The 15,468-nt window shown below is 61.2% G+C and carries 15 protein-coding genes and 1 pseudogene; 13 read left to right on the forward strand and 3 right to left on the reverse strand.

Annotation, left to right across the window (positions count from 1 at the left end):
• The 4 genes and pseudogenes from WA145_RS14620 to ispD all read left to right on the forward strand — a co-directional run.
• A pseudogene (locus WA145_RS14620) lies at positions 1–245 on the forward strand (3-deoxy-8-phosphooctulonate synthase); the annotation flags it as partial.
• 145 nt (positions 246–390) lie between these two features.
• Positions 391–1,680, forward strand: coding sequence for a phosphopyruvate hydratase (gene eno, locus WA145_RS14625; RefSeq protein WP_422582282.1), 1,290 nt, complete (start codon positions 391–393; stop codon positions 1,678–1,680).
• Between the two features lie 65 nt (positions 1,681–1,745).
• The gene (ftsB, locus tag WA145_RS14630) at positions 1,746–2,027 is read left to right on the forward strand and encodes a cell division protein FtsB (RefSeq protein ID WP_090248365.1); all 282 of its coding nucleotides are present in this window, start codon (positions 1,746–1,748) and stop codon (positions 2,025–2,027) included.
• Entirely contained in the window at positions 2,024–2,734 is a 711-nt protein-coding gene (gene ispD, locus WA145_RS14635; RefSeq protein WP_422582283.1) for a 2-C-methyl-D-erythritol 4-phosphate cytidylyltransferase, read from the forward strand. Before ftsB ends, ispD begins: the two co-directional genes overlap by 4 nt.
• On the opposite strand, the gene WA145_RS14640 is transcribed toward ispD, so the two are convergent.
• A complete protein-coding gene (locus WA145_RS14640; protein ID WP_422582284.1) occupies positions 2,731–3,624 on the reverse strand; it encodes a LysR family transcriptional regulator in 894 nt (297 codons plus the stop codon). The genes ispD and WA145_RS14640 overlap by 4 nt on opposite strands.
• A gap of 123 nt (positions 3,625–3,747) precedes the next feature.
• Between WA145_RS14640 and WA145_RS14645 the strand changes: the two genes are divergently transcribed.
• The 9 genes from WA145_RS14645 (at position 3,748) to rpoS (ending at position 11,771) form a co-directional block, all read left to right on the forward strand.
• Entirely contained in the window at positions 3,748–4,860 is a 1,113-nt protein-coding gene (locus WA145_RS14645) for an S-(hydroxymethyl)glutathione dehydrogenase/class III alcohol dehydrogenase (protein WP_422582285.1), read from the forward strand.
• A gap of 40 nt (positions 4,861–4,900) precedes the next feature.
• Entirely contained in the window at positions 4,901–5,746 is an 846-nt protein-coding gene (fghA, locus tag WA145_RS14650) for an S-formylglutathione hydrolase (RefSeq protein ID WP_422582286.1), read from the forward strand.
• An 89-nt stretch (positions 5,747–5,835) separates the two neighbouring features.
• Positions 5,836–6,309, forward strand: coding sequence for a 2-C-methyl-D-erythritol 2,4-cyclodiphosphate synthase (ispF, locus tag WA145_RS14655; RefSeq protein WP_422582287.1), 474 nt, complete (start codon positions 5,836–5,838; stop codon positions 6,307–6,309).
• On the forward strand, positions 6,306–7,364 hold the full coding sequence (truD, locus tag WA145_RS14660) for a tRNA pseudouridine(13) synthase TruD (protein WP_422582288.1): 1,059 nt from the start codon (positions 6,306–6,308) through the stop codon (positions 7,362–7,364). The genes ispF and truD overlap by 4 nt, the downstream gene beginning before the upstream one ends.
• A complete protein-coding gene (surE, locus tag WA145_RS14665) occupies positions 7,352–8,101 on the forward strand; it encodes a 5'/3'-nucleotidase SurE (protein WP_422582289.1) in 750 nt (249 codons plus the stop codon). The genes truD and surE overlap by 13 nt, the downstream gene beginning before the upstream one ends.
• Before the next feature lie 41 nt (positions 8,102–8,142).
• Complete coding sequence (locus WA145_RS14670; protein WP_422582294.1) at positions 8,143–8,778, forward strand: protein-L-isoaspartate(D-aspartate) O-methyltransferase; 636 nt, start codon at positions 8,143–8,145, stop codon at positions 8,776–8,778.
• A 24-nt stretch (positions 8,779–8,802) separates the two neighbouring features.
• Positions 8,803–9,741, forward strand: a complete 939-nt coding sequence (locus WA145_RS14675; protein WP_422582290.1) for a DUF368 domain-containing protein — start codon at positions 8,803–8,805, stop codon at positions 9,739–9,741.
• Positions 9,742–9,791: 50 nt separating this feature from the next.
• Positions 9,792–10,655 carry a peptidoglycan DD-metalloendopeptidase family protein gene (locus WA145_RS14680; RefSeq protein WP_422582291.1) on the forward strand — a complete coding sequence of 288 codons (864 nt, stop codon included), beginning with the start codon at positions 9,792–9,794 and terminating at the stop codon, positions 10,653–10,655.
• A gap of 105 nt (positions 10,656–10,760) precedes the next feature.
• On the forward strand, positions 10,761–11,771 hold the full coding sequence (gene rpoS / locus WA145_RS14685) for an RNA polymerase sigma factor RpoS (RefSeq protein WP_422582292.1): 1,011 nt from the start codon (positions 10,761–10,763) through the stop codon (positions 11,769–11,771).
• 569 nt (positions 11,772–12,340) lie between these two features.
• On the opposite strand, the gene fdxA is transcribed toward rpoS, so the two are convergent.
• Both fdxA and mutS read right to left on the reverse strand, forming a co-directional pair.
• Complete coding sequence (gene fdxA, locus WA145_RS14690) at positions 12,341–12,664, reverse strand: ferredoxin FdxA (RefSeq protein ID WP_090248347.1); 324 nt, start codon at positions 12,662–12,664, stop codon at positions 12,341–12,343.
• Positions 12,665–12,802: 138 nt separating this feature from the next.
• Positions 12,803–15,382: a DNA mismatch repair protein MutS gene (gene mutS, locus WA145_RS14695; protein WP_422582293.1), complete on the reverse strand. Its 2,580-nt coding sequence runs from the start codon at positions 15,380–15,382 to the stop codon at positions 12,803–12,805.
• Positions 15,383–15,468: the final 86 nt, after the last annotated feature.

The following is a 15,468-nucleotide window of genomic DNA, read 5'->3' on the forward strand; positions in this document are numbered from 1 at the left end:
CCCTGCAGATGCCGGGTGGCCGCGCCGATTCCGCTGGCGGTCGCCGCGCCCAGGTTACCGATCTGGCCAAGGCCGGTATGAGTCAGGGGCTGGCTGGCCTGTTTCTGGAGGCCCATCCGGACCCGGACAATGCCAAATGCGACGGCCCTTGCGCCTTGCGTCTGGACAAGCTGGAACCGTTCCTCACCCAGCTCAAGCAGCTGGATGATCTGATCAAGAGTTTTGCGCCGATTGAGACTGCCTGAAACGGCAGTTCTGCGGTAAAGTGCCTTTTGTATACAATCTGATTAAATAGTCAGTACATATTGTGCGTTGGAGTAATCGTCAGCGGGCAATGAGTGTGCAACTCGGTACTACCCTTTTCGTCAACTTTTTGGAGTGCTACACGCAATGGCAAAGATCGTCGACATCAAAGGCCGTGAGGTTCTCGATTCCCGTGGTAACCCGACTGTGGAAGCCGATGTAATTCTCGAAGGCGGCATCATCGGCAGCGCCTGCGCGCCGTCCGGTGCCTCCACCGGTTCGCGCGAAGCGCTGGAATTGCGTGATGGCGACAAGAGCCGTTACCTGGGCAAGGGCGTGCTGAAGGCCGTGGCCAACATCAATGGCCCGATCCGCGACCTGCTGCTGGGTAAGGATGCCACTGACCAGAAAGCCCTCGACCTGGCGATGATTGCCCTCGACGGTACCGAGAACAAAGCTACCCTGGGTGCCAACGCCATCCTCGCCGTGTCCCTGGCCGCTGCCAAGGCTGCCGCTCAGGCCAAGGGCGTGCCGTTGTACGCGCATATCGCCGACCTGAATGGCACGCCGGGTGTTTACTCGATGCCGGTGCCGATGATGAACATCATCAACGGCGGCGAGCACGCCGATAACAACGTCGACATCCAGGAATTTATGGTTCAGCCGGTAGGCGCGAAAACCTTTGCCGACGCGCTGCGCATGGGCACCGAGATTTTTCATCATCTTAAAGCGGTGCTGAAGGCCCGTGGCCTGAGCACCTCCGTGGGTGACGAGGGCGGTTTCGCACCGAACCTGGCTTCCAACGAAGACGCTCTGGCGGCCATCGCCGAAGCCGTGGCCAATGCCGGTTACACCCTGGGTGATGACGTCACTCTGGCCCTGGACTGCGCTTCCAGCGAGTTCTTCAAGGACGGTCAGTACGACCTGGCTGGCGAAGGTAAGGTGTTCAACGCAGAAGGTTTCGCCGACTACCTGGCCGGTCTGGCCGAGCGTTACCCGATCATCTCCATCGAAGACGGCATGGACGAGTCCGACTGGGCTGGCTGGAAAGTGCTGACCGACAAGATCGGCAGCAAGGTGCAGCTGGTTGGCGACGACCTGTTTGTGACCAACACCAAGATCCTCAAGCGCGGCATCGACGAGTCGATCGGCAACTCGATCCTGATCAAGTTCAACCAGATTGGCACCCTGACCGAAACCCTGGAAGCCATCCAGATGGCCAAGGCTGCCGGTTACACCGCGGTGATCTCGCACCGCTCGGGTGAAACCGAAGACAGCACCATCGCCGATCTGGCTGTGGGTACTGCTGCTGGCCAGATCAAGACCGGCTCGCTGTGCCGCTCGGACCGCGTGTCCAAGTACAACCAACTGCTGCGTATCGAAGAGCAGCTGGCGGGTAAAGCACCGTACAAAGGCCGCGCCGAGTTCCGTGGTTGAGCTCAGGCATGGTAAAAGAGGGGCGGCGCGAGTCGCCCCTCTTTCGTTCGGAAGCTCTTTACGCTATGCGCAATAATTTCTACTGGGTATTTATCGTGCTGATTGCCGTGCTGGCAGGCTTGCAATATCGCCTGTGGGTCGGCGATGGCAGTCTGGCGCAGGTGGCCCAGTTGCAGCAGCAGATCGCCGATCAACAGGGCGAAAACCAGCAGCTGCAAGAGCGCAACCGGATTCTCGAAGCGGAAGTGCTGGAGCTGAAAAGCGGGATGGAAACCGTCGAAGAGCGTGCGCGGCACGAGCTGGGCATGCTTAAAGAGGGCGAAACCCTCTATCAGTTGGCTGAATGAATACCTCTGAGTTACCCCCTTTCTGGGCGTTGATCCCGGCTGCCGGCATTGGCAGCCGAATGCGCGCCGACCGGCCCAAGCAATATTTGCAACTGGCCGGCAAAAGCATTATCGAACACACCCTGGCGTGCTTTCTCGATCATCCGCAGCTGCGTGCGGTAGTGGTCAGCCTGGCGGTGGACGATCCTTACTGGCCGACCCTGGGTTGTGCCAGCGATCCGCGTATCCAGCGTGCCGATGGTGGTGCCGAGCGCGCCGATTCGGTACTCAGCGGCTTGCTGCGTTTGAGTGAGCTGGGTGCCCAGGAGCAGGACTGGGTGTTGGTGCATGACGCCGCGCGGCCCAATCTGGCGCGCAGCGATCTGGACCTGCTGCTTAGCGAACTGGCTGATGATCCGGTGGGCGGCCTGCTCGCCGTGCCGGCGCGCGATACCCTCAAGCGCGTCGGCAGCGATGGCCGGGTGCAGACCACTGTGGATCGCTCGACCATCTGGCAGGCCTTTACCCCGCAGATGTTCCGTCTCGGCGAGTTGCAACATGCCCTGGCCGATGCGCTGATTGCCGGCGTGGCGATTACCGATGAGGCCTCGGCCATCGAATGGGCCGGACTGGCGCCACGGCTGATCGAAGGGCGCTCGGATAACCTCAAGGTCACTCGGCCGGAAGACCTGCGGAGCCTCAATTGCCTGTGGCAGGGTCGATCCTAGCTGGCGCGGTACTCGCTGCGCTGCGCCAACCCCTGTTTAAGAAAATCCACCAGTTGCCGCACCTTGGGTGACAGGTGGCGTTGCTGTGGATATAGCGCCCACACCGCAGTGTCCGGCGGTTGCTGATTCTCCAGCAGCGAGACCAGCGCGCCGCTGCGCAGATGTTCGAGCACGTAGTAATCCGGCAGTTGGCATAGGCCGATGCCGCGCAGCGCCGCTTCCAACACCGCCTGGCCACTGTTGCAGCGCCAGTTGCCCTGCACCCGCAGGCTGGAATCGCGGCCACTGGCCTGAAAACTCCAGAGATCCGAACTGCCGATCAGGCAATTGTGTCGCGCCAGTTCCGACAGCGAATGCGGACGGCCGTAGCGTTGCAGGTAAGCGGGGGCGGCGCACAGGTACATCTGCCGGGGTGCCAGGCGCGTGGCCACCAGCCGTGAGTCCTGTAGGCGGCCCAGGCGGATGGCCAGGTCGAGGCCGTCGTGCAGCAGATCAAGGGTGCGGTTGCTCAGTTCGATGTCCACCCGCAGCTGTGGGTGCTGCACCATAAAGTCGGTGACCAGCGGCACGATAAAGCGCTCGCCATAAGCCACGGCGCAGGTCATGCGCAGCAGGCCCTTGGGCTCACTGCCCAGGTCGCCAACCGCGCGCAGGGCTTCCTCGCGGGCATCCTGCAGGCGCTGGCAATGCTGTAAGAATGTCTGCCCGGCCTCGGTCAGCGCCACACGGCGGGTGCTGCGGTAGAACAGGCGGGTTTGCAGGCGCTCTTCCAGGCGGGCGATCTGTCGGCTGACCTGGGAGGACGACAGGCTCAGGCGTTCGGCGGCGGCAGTGAACTGGCCGCATTCGGCCACGGCGACAAATTCATCGAGGCCTTCCCAGCGATTCATGCGGATGTCCTGTTGCGGGTTGATTGTCCCTGTATAGCAAGAATGTTTTGTTTTTTGGCAGATTATTTATCTGGGGCACTGATCTACACTCAGCGCCACTGTTGAATCCGCTGGAGAGCGACCATGATCAAGTCCCGTGCTGCCGTAGCCTTTGCCCCCAATCAGCCGCTGCAAATCGTCGAAGTCGACGTAGCGCCGCCCAAGGCCGGTGAAGTGTTGGTGCGCATTGTCGCCACCGGCGTGTGCCACACCGATGCCTACACCTTGTCCGGTGAAGACTCTGAAGGGGTGTTCCCGGCGATTCTGGGTCATGAAGGCGGTGGCATCGTCGAGGCGATCGGTGAGGGCGTGACCTCGGTCAAGGTGGGTGACCACGTGATTCCGCTGTACACCGCCGAATGCCGCGCCTGCAAATTCTGCAAATCCGGCAAAACCAACCTGTGCAGCTCGGTACGCGCCACCCAGGGCAAGGGTCTGATGCCGGACGGCACCAGCCGCTTCAGCTACAACGGCGAGCCGATCTACCACTACATGGGCTGCTCGACGTTCTCCGAATACACCGTGCTGCCGGAAGTCTCCCTGGCGGTGATCCCCAAGGAAGCGCCGCTGGGGAAGGTCTGCCTGCTCGGCTGCGGCGTGACCACCGGCATCGGTGCCGTGCTCAACACCGCCAAAGTGGAAGAGGGCGCCACCGTGGCGATCTTCGGCCTCGGCGGCATCGGCCTGGCGGCGATTATCGGCGCGAAGATGGCCAAGGCCTCGCGCATCATCGCCATCGATATCAACCCGGCCAAGTTCGACGTAGCCCGTGAGTTGGGTGCGACCGACTTCGTCAACCCGAAGGACCATGCCAAGCCAATTCAGGAAGTTATCGTCGAGATGACCGATGGCGGCGTGGATTATTCCTTCGAGTGCGTCGGCAATGTGCAGCTGATGCGCGCGGCGCTGGAGTGCGCGCACAAGGGCTGGGGTGAATCGGTGATTATCGGCGTGGCCGGTGCCGGTCAGGAAATCAGCACCCGTCCGTTCCAGCTGGTGACTGGCCGTGTCTGGCGCGGTTCGGCGTTCGGTGGCGTCAAAGGGCGTACCGAGCTGCCGAGCTATGTGGAAAAGGCGCAGAAGGGTGAAATCCCGCTGGATACCTTTATCACCCACAACATGCCGCTGGATGACATCAACAAGGCCTTCGACCTGATGCATGAAGGCAAGAGCATCCGTACCGTTATCCACTTCTGATCACGCTGGGCGGCTGTTACGGCCGCCCACTGGAGGCCTTATGACCTTGGAAAATATTTCCTGCCAGAAGAGTGCCGGCGGTTGGCATAAACGTTACCGCCATCGGTCGGCGGTGCTGGGCTGCGATATGCAGTTCGCCGTGTATCTGCCGCCGCAGGCCGAGCAGGGCGGCAAACTGCCGGTGCTGTATTGGCTCAGCGGGCTGACCTGCACGGATGAGAACTTTATGCAGAAGGCTGGCGCGCACAAGCTGGCGGCCGAGCTGGGGATAATCATCGTCGCCCCCGATACCAGTCCGCGTGGCGCCGAGGTGCCGGATGACCCGGACAACGCCTGGGACTTCGGCCTGGGTGCTGGCTTCTACGTCAATGCCACCCAGGAGCCCTGGGCGCGGCATTACCGCATGTATGACTATGTGGTGCAGGAGCTGCCGGCGCTGATTGAGGCCAACTTCCCGGTATCCGACAAGCGCGGCATCAGCGGCCACTCCATGGGCGGGCATGGTGCGCTGGTCTGTGCGCTGCGCAACCCAGGGCGCTATCAGTCGCTGTCGGCCTTTGCGCCGATCAGCAACCCGAGCAACTGCCCCTGGGGCGAGAAGGCGTTCTCGCGCTACCTGGGCGATGAGCGCTCGCGCTGGCGCGAATGGGATGCCTGCGCCTTGCTCAGCGATGCACCGGAAAAGCTGCCGATTCTGGTCGATCAGGGTGATCGTGATGACTTCCTGGAAAACCAGCTTAAGCCGGATGCCCTCAAGGCGGCAGCGCAGGCCGCTGGTCATCCGCTGACCCTGCGCCTGCAGCCGGGCTACGACCACAGCTACTACTTTATCGCCAGCTTTATCGATGACCACCTGCGTCATCACGCCAAGGCGTTATTGAGCTGAGCCGGTCCTGACCGGCGGCCAGCTAGCCGGGTTGATCCTCTAGCTTTCAGTTAGAATCACGCCCTGACTTTTTCAGGGCGTTGTTTTTTATGCGTATTGGCCACGGCTACGATGTGCACCGCTTCGGTGAGGGCGACTTCATCACCCTGGGCGGCGTGCAGATTCCCCATAAGTTCGGCCTGCTGGCCCACTCCGATGGCGACGTGCTGCTGCATGCGCTGAGCGATGCCCTGCTCGGCGCGGCCGCGCTAGGCGATATCGGCAAGCACTTCCCCGACACCGACCCGACCTTCAAGGGTGCGGACAGTCGCGTGCTGCTGCGCCATGTCGTCGGCCTGATTCACGCCAAGGGCTGGCAGGTGGGTAATGTCGACGCCACCATCGTTGCCCAGGCGCCGAAGATGGCCCCGCATATTGAAACCATGCGCGCACGGATTGCCGAAGACCTGCAGGTGAGTCTGGAGCAGGTCAACGTCAAGGCCACCACCACCGAGAAGCTCGGCTTTGCCGGCCGTGAAGAAGGCATCGCCGTGCATGCCGTTGCGCTGTTGGTTTTCCGATGAACGAGCTCGAGTTGCTGGGCCCGCGCGCCCACGGCGAGCCCTGCGGTACGGCGGTGCTCAAGGCCGTGGCGGAAGATTTTCAGGTCGATGAAGTGCTGGATATCCCCCTGGCCGGCGAGGGCGAACACCTCTGGCTATGGGTGGAAAAACGCGAGCTGAACACCGAGGAAGCAGCCAAGCGCATTGCCCGCGCCGCCGGCGTGCCGCTGCGGTTGATCAGCTATGCCGGGCTCAAGGATCGCCAGGCCCTGACCCGCCAGTGGTTCAGCCTGCACTTGCCGGGCAAGCTCGATCCCGACCTGAGCGCGGCGGTCGATGCCAGCCTGAACATCCTCAAGCAGGTGCGCCATACTCGCAAGCTGCAGCGCGGCGCCCATGCGGCCAACGGCTTTACCCTGCGCCTGACTCAGCTGGTGGCGGATCGCGAGGCGCTGGATCAACGCCTGACGCAGATCGCCGCCCAGGGTATCCCCAACTATTACGGCTTGCAGCGCTTCGGCCATGAAGGCGGCAATGTCGCCCATGCCCGGCATTTTGCGGCGAACAAGAGCCTGCCGGAGAAGCGCAATGTGCGTTCGCGGGTGCTTTCGGCGGCGCGCAGTTATTTGTTTAATCAGGTGCTGGCCGAGCGGGTCGCCGCCGGCACCTGGAATCAGGCACTGCTGGGGGATCTGCTGGCCTTTACCGACAGCCGCAGTTTCTTTTTCGCCGGCGAGGCGGAGTGCAGCGATCCGCGTCTGGCGATTCTTGACCTGCATCCTACGGGCCCGCTGTGGGGCGCAGGCGTCTCTAGCGCCGGCGGCGTGGCGCAAGCACTGGAACAGGATCTGGCCGCACGCGAAAGCGCCTTGGTCGACTGGTTGGCAGAAGCGGACATGACGCACGAACGGCGTATCCTGCGCCTCCCCATTGGCGGCCTGTCGTGGCATTATCCCGAGCCTGACATTCTGCAACTGGAATTCGTCCTGCCGGCTGGATGCTTTGCCACCGTCTTGGTGCGTGAGCTCGTCGATCTGTTGCCTGCAGGGCAGACGGACAACCCATGCGTATTCTAATTTCCAATGATGACGGCGTTGCTGCGCCAGGCCTGGCTGCGCTGCATGCGGCGCTGGCCGACTATGCCGAGTGCACGGTGATTGCCCCCGATCAGGACAAGAGCGGCGCAAGCAGCTCGCTGACTCTCGACCGCCCGCTGCACCCGACCACCTTGCCCAATGGCTATATCAGCCTCAACGGTACGCCGACCGATTGCGTGCACCTGGGCCTCAATGGCCTGCTGCCGCACGTGGCGGACCTGGTGGTGTCGGGCATCAATCTGGGTGCGAACCTGGGCGATGACGTACTGTATTCCGGCACCGTGGCGGCCGCTCTGGAAGGCCGCTTCCTGACCCGTCCGGCGTTTGCCTTCTCCCTGCTCTCGCGTCTGCCGGACAACCTGCCGACTGCCGCCTATTTCGCCCGCAAGCTGGTGGAAGCCCACGAGCAGCTCGACCTGCCGCCGCGCACCGTACTCAACGTGAATATTCCCAATCTGCCGCTGGAGCATATTCGTGGCATTCAGCTGACCCGCCTGGGTCATCGCGCCCGCGCGGCGGCGCCGGTCAAGGTGGTCAACCCGCGCGGTAAAGAAGGCTACTGGATCTCGGTGGCCGGCGATGCGGAAGACGGCGGCCCCGGCACGGATTTTCATGCGGTGATGCAGGGCTATGTCTCGGTCACCCCATTGCAGCTGGATCGCACCTTTGCCGAGGGCTTCAACAGTTTGCAGCCCTGGCTGGAGGGTCTGCTGTGATCCGCCGTGAACAGGACGAATTGCAGCACCGCGGTATCGGCATGACCTCGCAGCGTACCCGCGAGCGGCTGATTCAACGTCTTTACGAAGAAGGCCTGTCCAACGCCCATGTGCTGGAAGCCATTCGCCGCACGCCACGTCATCTGTTTGTCGATGAGGCCCTGGCCCATCGCGCCTATGAGGACACTGCGTTGCCGATTGGCAACAACCAGACCATCTCGCAGCCCTATATGGTCGCGCGCATGAGCGAGCTGCTGCTGGCGGCTGGTCCGCTGGACAAGGTGCTGGAGATCGGCACCGGCTCGGGCTACCAGACCGCGATTCTGGCTCAGTTGGTCGAGCGGGTGTTTAGCGTCGAGCGCATCCAGAGCCTGCAGGAAAAAGCCAAGGAGCGCCTGAGCCAGCTCAATCTGCGCAATGTGGTGTTTCGCTGGGGTGACGGCTGGGAAGGCTGGAATGCCCTGGGGCCGTACAACGGCATCATCGTTACCGCAGCGGCCGCCAATGTGCCGCAAGCCTTGCTCGATCAGTTGGCTCCGGGCGGGCGTCTGGTGATTCCGGTCGGCGCTGGCGATGTGCAGGAACTGTTGTTGATCGTCCGTGAAGAGGACGGCTTCTCCCGGCATGTGCTGGATGCAGTGCGCTTTGTGCCCTTGCTCAACGGGCCCCTGGCCTGATTTCGATTGTTTACGGATGAACCCATGAAGAAGTATTTCCTGCTCTACGCCAAAGGCATCGCCATGGGCGCTGCCGACGTGGTGCCCGGTGTCTCGGGCGGCACTGTGGCCTTTATTAGCGGTATCTATGACGAGCTGCTGCGCTCGATAGCCAGCATGCCGGTAGCCCTTGGGCTGTTTCTGCGCGGCCGTATCGTCGAGGCCTGGAAGGCCGCCAATGCGACCTTTCTACTGGTACTGCTGCTGGGCATCATGACCAGTGTGCTCAGCCTGGCGCGGTTGATCACCTACCTGCTGGTTGAGCAGCCGATTCCGGTGTGGTCGTTTTTCTTCGGCCTGATTCTGGTTTCCACACATTTGGTGGTGCGCGAAATCCAGCGCTGGAATTGGACGCGGGTGGTCAGCCTGATTCTGGGGGCGGCATTCGCCTATTGGATTACCGTAGCGTCGCCGCTGCAGTTGGGGCATGACCCGCTGAGCCTGTTCTTCGCCGGGGCTATCGCCATTTGCGCGATGATTCTGCCGGGCATCTCTGGCAGCTTTATTCTGGTGTTGCTGGGGCTGTACAGCTTTGTGCTGACGGCGGTGAAGGGCCTGGATATTACTGTGCTGCTGATTTTTGCCAGCGGTTGCCTGGTCGGTATTGTCAGCTTTGCCGGGGTTCTGCGCTGGCTGCTGGCGCGCTGGCGTGACCTGACCCTGGCGTTTCTCACCGGGCTGATGATCGGCTCGCTGAACAAGATCTGGCCCTGGAAGGAAACCCTGACCTGGCGTACCGATAGCCATGGCGAGCAGGTGCCACTGCTGCAAGCCAATCTCTGGCCTGTGCAGTTCGCCGAAACCAGCGGCCAGGACCCGCAGTTGCTCCTGGCCGTTGCCCTGGCGATTGCCGGCATCCTGCTGGTGTTGGGCCTGGAGTGGCTGGCCGGACGTAATCCGCAAAGCGCTGGTGATAACCCATAATTGCGGCACAATGCACGCCAGTCAGATGTAAGCAGTTTTGCCCGAGGGAGATGCAGGTGAGTTTCACAGCCATTCAATTGCCGATTCGCGCCAGCAGCGCTCGTACCCTGTTGAGTGGTCTTGTCCTCGGTGCGCTGCTTAGTGCCTGTGCAAGCCCGCCACCGGGCGGCGTCAAAGTGGTTGACCGTACCCAGGGCGGCGCCAGCCAGGCAGTGCAGCGCCAGCCGGTCAGTAGCGGCCAGTACCAGGTGCAGCGTGGCGATACGCTGTACTCGATTGCGTTCCGCTTCGGCTGGGATTGGAAGGCGCTGGCGGCACGCAATGGCATTGCGCCGCCTTACCTGATCCGGGTTGGCCAGATCATTCGCTTTGACGGGCAGCCTGCCGCCCGCCCGCCCGTGGTAGCGACGGCGCCTGTGGTCGTCACGCCGCCGCCTGGCCGGCCGAGTACAGCGATTCAGACTCGGCCCGTGCAACCCCAGCCGCCAGCACCGGTGAAAACCACCCCAAGCGTCACTGCGTTACCGCCAACCCAGCGCTCTGCATCGGGTTGGTTGTGGCCTTCCAGTGGGCCGGTTATCGGGCGTTTTTCCTCAAACGGTAGTTTGAATAAAGGCATTGATATCGCCGGAGAATTGGGCCAGCCTGTTTTAGCTGCGTCTGATGGTTCAGTGGTCTACGCCGGGAGTGGTTTACGGGGCTACGGCGAATTAGTGATCATCAAACATAGCGATACCTACGTAAGTGCCTACGGTCATAACCGCAGGTTGTTGGTGCAGGAGGGGCAACGGGTCAAAGCCGGGCAGAAAATTGCCGAAATGGGTTCCACAGGAACCGACCGGGTGAAACTTCACTTTGAAGTACGCCGCCAAGGTAAACCTGTCGATCCGCTGCAATACCTGCCGCGACGTTGATCTAGCGCTAGCCTGTCTCCACCACGTGGGAGGGACAGGCTTTGGTGTAACCAGGGATTTGGTCGCGCTAGGGCTTGCTGTCGAACTCAGCAAGGAATAACAAAAATGGCTCTCAATAAAAAAGAAGCGCCGGAGTTTGACGTCGATGATGAAGTGCTCCTGATGGAGCCTGCTATTGTCCTTGACGATGATTCAGACGAAGAAGCGCAACCGCCACTTTCCCGCAGCAAAGCAAAAGCGTCCAGCGCTAGCAGCAAGCAGCATAAATACATCGATTACACCCGCGCGCTCGACGCCACCCAGCTGTACCTCAACGAAATCGGCTTTTCCCCTCTACTGACCCCTGAAGAAGAAGTGTTCTTCGCGCGCCTGGCGCAGAAGGGCGACCCTGCGGGCCGCAAGCGCATGATTGAAAGCAACCTGCGCCTGGTGGTGAAAATTGCTCGGCGTTACGTCAATCGCGGTTTGTCCCTGCTGGATTTAATCGAAGAGGGCAACCTCGGCCTGATCCGCGCGGTAGAGAAGTTCGATCCCGAGCGCGGTTTCCGTTTTTCGACCTATGCCACCTGGTGGATCCGCCAGACCATCGAACGGGCGATCATGAATCAGACCCGTACCATTCGCTTACCTATTCATGTGGTCAAAGAGCTCAATGTCTACCTGCGTGCTGCTCGCGAATTGACCCAGAAGCTCGACCATGAGCCTTCTGCAGAAGAAATTGCCAACCTGCTGGAAAAACCGGTGGGTGAAGTCAAACGTATGCTCGGCCTGAATGAGCGTGTTTCCTCGGTGGATGTTTCCCTGGGCCAGGATTCGGACAAAACCCTGCTCGATACCCTGACCGATGACCGTCCGACCGACCCCTGCGAGTTGCTGCAGGATGATGACCTGTCGCAGAGCATTGACCAGTGGCTGTCTGAACTGACCGACAAGCAGCGTGAGGTGGTGATTCGCCGCTTCGGTCTGCGCGGCCATGAAAGCTGCACCTTGGAAGAAGTTGGCCAGGAAATTGGCCTGACCCGTGAGCGGGTGCGGCAGATTCAGGTCGAAGCCCTCAAGCGTCTGCGGGAAATCCTGGAAAAGAATGGCCTATCGAGCGACTCACTGTTCCAGTGAGCGTGATGTGTTAACACTCAACCCGGCCTTGGCCGGGTTTTTTGTGCGCGCGCCACAGTGCCCACTCTCTAGAGGCGTCTTGCATGCCAGAAGTTACCCCTGGCGGTTTTTGTGAGTGCTTATGTAAGTCATTGCTTACAGGGTGCGTAAGCCTTTGGTGCGTAGGGCGGCCGGTAAACTGCTCTAAATTACCTTAAGTTATTGTTATAAAAAGATATTTAAATCTATTGGATATGGCTAAAGACCATCCTGATGGAGTTTTCAGCGCTTGTTAGGGCGGCGGAAATCGCTAGTATTGCAAGCGTGCTCAGGGACAAGCACAGGTTGTCAGGACGACAATCAGGACATCGTAGGACGCGATTCATCAGGATGATGAGCTGGGAAATACAGGGACTAGGGACAAAAGAGTGGGCGGCGCGAGCCGCCCCTTTTTTTGTCCGCGTTTTGTGTGGCCATGGTGTGCAGATCACTCTGCTGGCCTCGCTTCAGACAATGCTGAACCTGCAGAAATGCTGAAAAGTAAAAACCCGCGCAAGGCGGGTTTTTTGTGTAGCCAGCGCAGCTAAGTGCTAGCGCTCCAGATACTGCAGCTTGTCCTTCACGCCATCCCACTCTTCAGCGTCCGGTAGGGACTCTTTCTTCTCGGTGATATTTGGCCAGACTTCGGCCAGGTCGGCGTTCAGTTCGATATATTCCTGCTGGTCTTCCGGCACCTCATCTTCGGAGAAGATGGCTTGTGCCGGGCACTCAGGCTCGCAGAGTGCGCAGTCGATGCACTCGTCCGGGTGGATCACCAGGAAGTTCGGGCCTTCGTAGAAGCAGTCCACCGGGCAGACTTCTACGCAGTCGGTGTATTTGCATTTGACGCAGTTGTCGGTAACGACGAAGGTCATTTCGGATTCTCTCCTCGGGCGCCAGCCTGCCCCGTTCTATGCGGGTTTCAGCAGGCTAGGGGTAATGGCCACGGCTCAGGCTTTAAGTCGGGCAGTCATAAAAATGCGCGCGATTCTAACAGTTCGCGCGCAATAACGTTAGAAGCGTGTCTTCCATGTATATAACAGTTCCAGCGCTTTACGCGGAGTCAGATCATCCGGGTTGATCTTGCGTAATTCCTCCTGCAGCGGGTGCGGCAGGCTGGCGAACATATCGCTTTGCATCGGCGCAGCTGTCTGGCCGGGCTGCGTCGGTGGCAGTTCATGGGGCAGGCTGGTGGTTTCCAGGCGCGCCAGATGCTCGCGGGCACGCAAAATCACCTCATTCGGCACGCCTGCCAGTTGCGCCACCGCCAAGCCGTAGCTCTGGCTGGCAGGGCCAGGCAGCACGTGGTGAAGGAAGACGATGCGTTCATTATGCTCGGTGGCATTCAAATGCACGTTGGCCACGATGGGCTGGCTTTCCGGCAGCACGGTCAGCTCGAAGTAATGCGTGGCGAACAGCGTGTAGGCGCGCAGCTTGGCCAGCTGCTCGGCGGCGGCCCAGGCCAGCGACAGGCCGTCGAAGGTGCTGGTGCCGCGGCCGACTTCGTCCATCAACACCAGGCTGCGCTCAGTGGCGTTGTGCAGGATGTTGGCGGTTTCGCTCATCTCCACCATAAAGGTCGAGCGACCGCCGGCCAGGTCATCGCTGGAACCGATGCGGGTAAAGATGCGGTCGACCAGTGACAGCTCGCAGCTTTTCGCCGGTACGAAGCTGCCGATATGGGCCAGCAGTACGATCAGCGCGGTCTGGCGCATATAGGTGGATTTACCCCCCATGTTCGGCCCGGTGATGATCAGCATGCGCGTGTCATCGTCCAGGCTCAGGTCGTTGGCCACGAACGGTGTGGTCAGCACCTGCTCGACCACAGGGTGACGGCCCTGATCGATGCGCATGCACGGCTCATCGACAAAGCGCGGGCGATTGAGATCCAGATTCAGCGCACGCTCGGCCAGGTTGCTCAATACGTCCAGCTCGGCCAGGGCAGCAGCGCTATCCTGCAGCGGCCCGAGGTGGCTGATCAGGCGTTCCAGCAGCTCGTCATAGAGCATCTTCTCGCGGGCCAGGGCGCGGCTCTTGGCTGACAGCGCCTTGTCTTCGAACTCTTTCAGCTCGGGCGTGATAAAGCGCTCGGCGCCTTTCAGGGTCTGCCGGCGGATATAGTCGGCCGGTGCGGATTCTGCCTGCTTGCTCGGCAGCTCGATAAAGTAGCCATGCACGCGGTTGTAGCCGACCTTGAGGTTGGCCAGGCCGGTGCGGGCCTTCTCGCGCACTTCCAGGTCCATCAGGTATTGGCCAGCGTTCTCGCTGAGCGATTGCAGCTCGTCCAGCTCGGCGTCGTAGCCGGTTTTCAGCACGCCGCCATCGCGGATCACCGCCGGCGGGTTGTCGATAATGGCGCGGGCCAGCAGTTCGGCCAGCTCCGGGTAGGTGCTGACTATGCTCGCTAGCTCTGTCAGGTGTGGCGCTTCCAGATTGCTCATGGCCATCTGCAGCGTAGGCAGGGCGGCCAGCGCATCGCGTAGGCGCGCTAGATCGCGCGGGCGCGCATTGCGCAGGCCGATCCGCGCGAGGATGCGTTCCAGGTCGCCGATTTCCTTGAGCTGCGGCTGCAGGGTTTCGAAGCGGTAGCGCTCCAGCAGGCAGGCAATCGATTCCTGACGCGCTTCGAGAATGGCCTGGTCACGCAGTGGGCGATTCAACCAGCGGCTGAGCAGGCGGCTGCCCATGGCGGTCTGGCAGCGGTCGATCACCGATTGCAGGGTGTTGTCACGCCCCCCGGCCAGGTTGATATCCAGCTCCAGATTGCGTCGGCTGGCGCCGTCGAGAATCACCGTGTCGTCCAGGCGCTCGTGGCGCAGGCTGCGCAGGTGCGGCAGGGCGGTGCGCTGGGTTTCCTTGGCATAGGCGAGCAGGCAGCCGGCGGCGCCGATGGCCAGGGTCAGGTTCTCGCAGCCAAAGCCCTTGAGGTCCTGAGTGGCGAATTGCTGACACAGACTTTTGTGCGCGGTGTCGCGTTCAAAATCCCAGGGCGCGCGACGGCGTGCGCCGCGGCGTTTTTCTGCGGGCAGGCCCTGCGGCCAGTCATCGGGAATCAGCAATTCAACCGGATTTAGGCGCTCCAGTTCGGCTAGCAGATTTTCCCAGCCGTTGATTTCCAGCACGCTGAAGCGGCCGCTGGTGATGTCCAGCACGGCCAGGCCGAACAGACGCTCATCTCCCAGCACCGCCGCCAGCAGGTTGTCGCGACGCTCATCGAGCAGTGCCTCGTCGCTGACGGTGCCGGGGGTGATGATGCGCACCACCTGGCGTTCCACCGGGCCTTTGCTGGTTGCCGGGTCGCCGATCTGCTCACAGATCACCACCGACTCGCCCAGCTTCACCAGCTTGACCAGGTAACCTTCCAATGAATGGTAAGGAATCCCACACATCGGAATCGACTGTCCCGCCGACTGCCCACGCGCCGTCAGGGTGATGTCCAGCAGCTTGGCGGCCTTCTTCGCGTCTTCGTAGAAGATCTCGTAGAAGTCGCCCATGCGGTAGAACATCAACTGATCAGGGTGCTGGTTCTTGAGGCGCCAGTATTGCTGCATCATTGGGGTGTGGGAGGACAGATCGGACGTGTTTTTACTCATTGGGTCGTAGGCAAATTCGTTGAAAGGAGTGGGGCAAAGGTGGGGCATTCCGCCCTGCGATTTTGCGATGGGCGCAAGGTTAACAC

Source organism: Pseudomonas sp. (assembly GCF_049301935.1).
In the GTDB taxonomy this organism is placed as follows: Bacteria; Pseudomonadota; Gammaproteobacteria; order Pseudomonadales; family Pseudomonadaceae; genus Aquipseudomonas.

Bases quoted from the DNA above. Each gene is read 5' to 3' on its own strand.
- eno (WP_422582282.1), top strand. From the start codon at position 391: ATGGCAAAGATCGTCGACATCAAAGGCCGTGAGGTTCTCGATTCCCGT.
- ftsB (WP_090248365.1), top strand. From the start codon at position 1,746: ATGCGCAATAATTTCTACTGGGTATTTATCGTGCTGATTGCCGTGCTG.
- ispD (WP_422582283.1), top strand. From the start codon at position 2,024: ATGAATACCTCTGAGTTACCCCCTTTCTGGGCGTTGATCCCGGCTGCC.
- WA145_RS14640 (WP_422582284.1), bottom strand. From the start codon at position 3,624: ATGAATCGCTGGGAAGGCCTCGATGAATTTGTCGCCGTGGCCGAATGC.
- WA145_RS14645 (WP_422582285.1), top strand. From the start codon at position 3,748: ATGATCAAGTCCCGTGCTGCCGTAGCCTTTGCCCCCAATCAGCCGCTG.
- fghA (WP_422582286.1), top strand. From the start codon at position 4,901: ATGACCTTGGAAAATATTTCCTGCCAGAAGAGTGCCGGCGGTTGGCAT.
- ispF (WP_422582287.1), top strand. From the start codon at position 5,836: ATGCGTATTGGCCACGGCTACGATGTGCACCGCTTCGGTGAGGGCGAC.
- truD (WP_422582288.1), top strand. From the start codon at position 6,306: ATGAACGAGCTCGAGTTGCTGGGCCCGCGCGCCCACGGCGAGCCCTGC.
- surE (WP_422582289.1), top strand. From the start codon at position 7,352: ATGCGTATTCTAATTTCCAATGATGACGGCGTTGCTGCGCCAGGCCTG.
- WA145_RS14670 (WP_422582294.1), top strand. From the start codon at position 8,143: ATGACCTCGCAGCGTACCCGCGAGCGGCTGATTCAACGTCTTTACGAA.
- WA145_RS14675 (WP_422582290.1), top strand. From the start codon at position 8,803: ATGAAGAAGTATTTCCTGCTCTACGCCAAAGGCATCGCCATGGGCGCT.
- WA145_RS14680 (WP_422582291.1), top strand. From the start codon at position 9,792: ATGCAGGTGAGTTTCACAGCCATTCAATTGCCGATTCGCGCCAGCAGC.
- rpoS (WP_422582292.1), top strand. From the start codon at position 10,761: ATGGCTCTCAATAAAAAAGAAGCGCCGGAGTTTGACGTCGATGATGAA.
- fdxA (WP_090248347.1), bottom strand. From the start codon at position 12,664: ATGACCTTCGTCGTTACCGACAACTGCGTCAAATGCAAATACACCGAC.
- mutS (WP_422582293.1), bottom strand. From the start codon at position 15,382: ATGAGTAAAAACACGTCCGATCTGTCCTCCCACACCCCAATGATGCAG.